Here is a 1,131-nt window from a genome sequence, read left to right as displayed (position 1 = left end):
GTATCTGTCCGGTGAACTGGAGGTCGAACTGACACCGCAGGGCACCCTCGCCGAGAAACTGCGCGCGGGCGGGACCGGGATTCCGGCCTTCTTCACCGCGGCGGGTGTCGGGACGCCGGTATCCGACGGGGGATTGCCGTGGCGGTACCGGTCCGACGGGTCCGTCGCGATCGCCTCGCCCGCCAAAGAGGTCCGCACCTTCCATGGTCGCCGGTTCGTGCTCGAGGAATCCATCACCGCCGACTACGCGCTCGTGCACGCCCTGATCGGCGACACCGACGGAAATCTGGTGTTCAACAAGGCCGCCCGCAATTTCAACCCGCTCGCCGCGATGGCGGGCACGGTGTGTATCGCCCAGGTCGAGACGCTGGTGCCCGCCGGTTCCCTCGATCCGGCGCAGGTGCATCTGCCCGGCGTGTTCGTCGACCGGATCGTGCACACGGGGCCGCAGACCAAACTCATCGAAAGGCGGACCGTGTCATGAGCGCATCGACGGTGGCGCTCGGCTGGACGCGCACCGAGATGGCCGCCCGCGCCGCGCGGGAACTACGGTCCGGCGAGTACGTCAACCTCGGCATCGGGCTGCCGACCCTGATCCCCAATTTCCTGCCCGAGGGTGTGGCGGTGACGCTGCATTCGGAGAACGGGATTCTCGGCACCGGTCCCTACCCCCACGACGACGACGTCGACGCCGACCTGATCAACGCGGGCAAAGAAACCGTCACCGTCGCCGACGGCGCCTCGTTCTTCGATTCGTCGCTCAGTTTCGGCATGATCCGTGGTGGCCACATCGACACCGCGGTCCTCGGCGGCATGCAGGTCTCGGCCGCTGGCGACCTCGCCAACTGGATGGTGCCGGGTCAGATGGTCAAAGGGATGGGCGGGGCGATGGACCTGGTCCACGGCGCCCGCCGCGTGATCGTGGTGATGACGCACACCGACAAGGCGGGTACCCCGAAAATCGTGCCGACCTGTACCTTGCCGCTCACCGGGGCGGGCGTCGTGCATCGGATCATCACCGACTTGGCTGTCATCGACGTCGAGCCGACGGGTCTGGTCCTGCGCGAATGCGCACCGGGCGTGCGCGAGGAACACGTCCGCGCCCGGACCGCGGCACCGCTCACGTCGGGC

The 1,131-nt window shown here is 68.1% G+C and carries 2 protein-coding genes; both read left to right on the top strand.

Features of this window, described 5'->3' with window-relative positions; genetic code table 11:
• The coding region (locus tag ACFWF3_RS36780) for a CoA transferase subunit A (RefSeq protein WP_379318854.1) at window positions 1–484 on the top strand (484 nt) is incomplete at its 5' end.
• On the top strand, window positions 481–1,131 hold a 651-nt coding region (locus tag ACFWF3_RS36775), incomplete at its 3' end, for a CoA transferase subunit B (protein ID WP_379318852.1). The genes ACFWF3_RS36780 and ACFWF3_RS36775, both read left to right, overlap by 4 nt.

The sequence above is a fragment of the Nocardia sp. NPDC060220 genome, assembly GCF_042727815.1.
Taxonomy (GTDB): domain Bacteria; phylum Actinomycetota; class Actinomycetes; order Mycobacteriales; family Mycobacteriaceae; genus Nocardia.
This window is presented reverse-complemented; position numbering and strand designations above follow the sequence as displayed.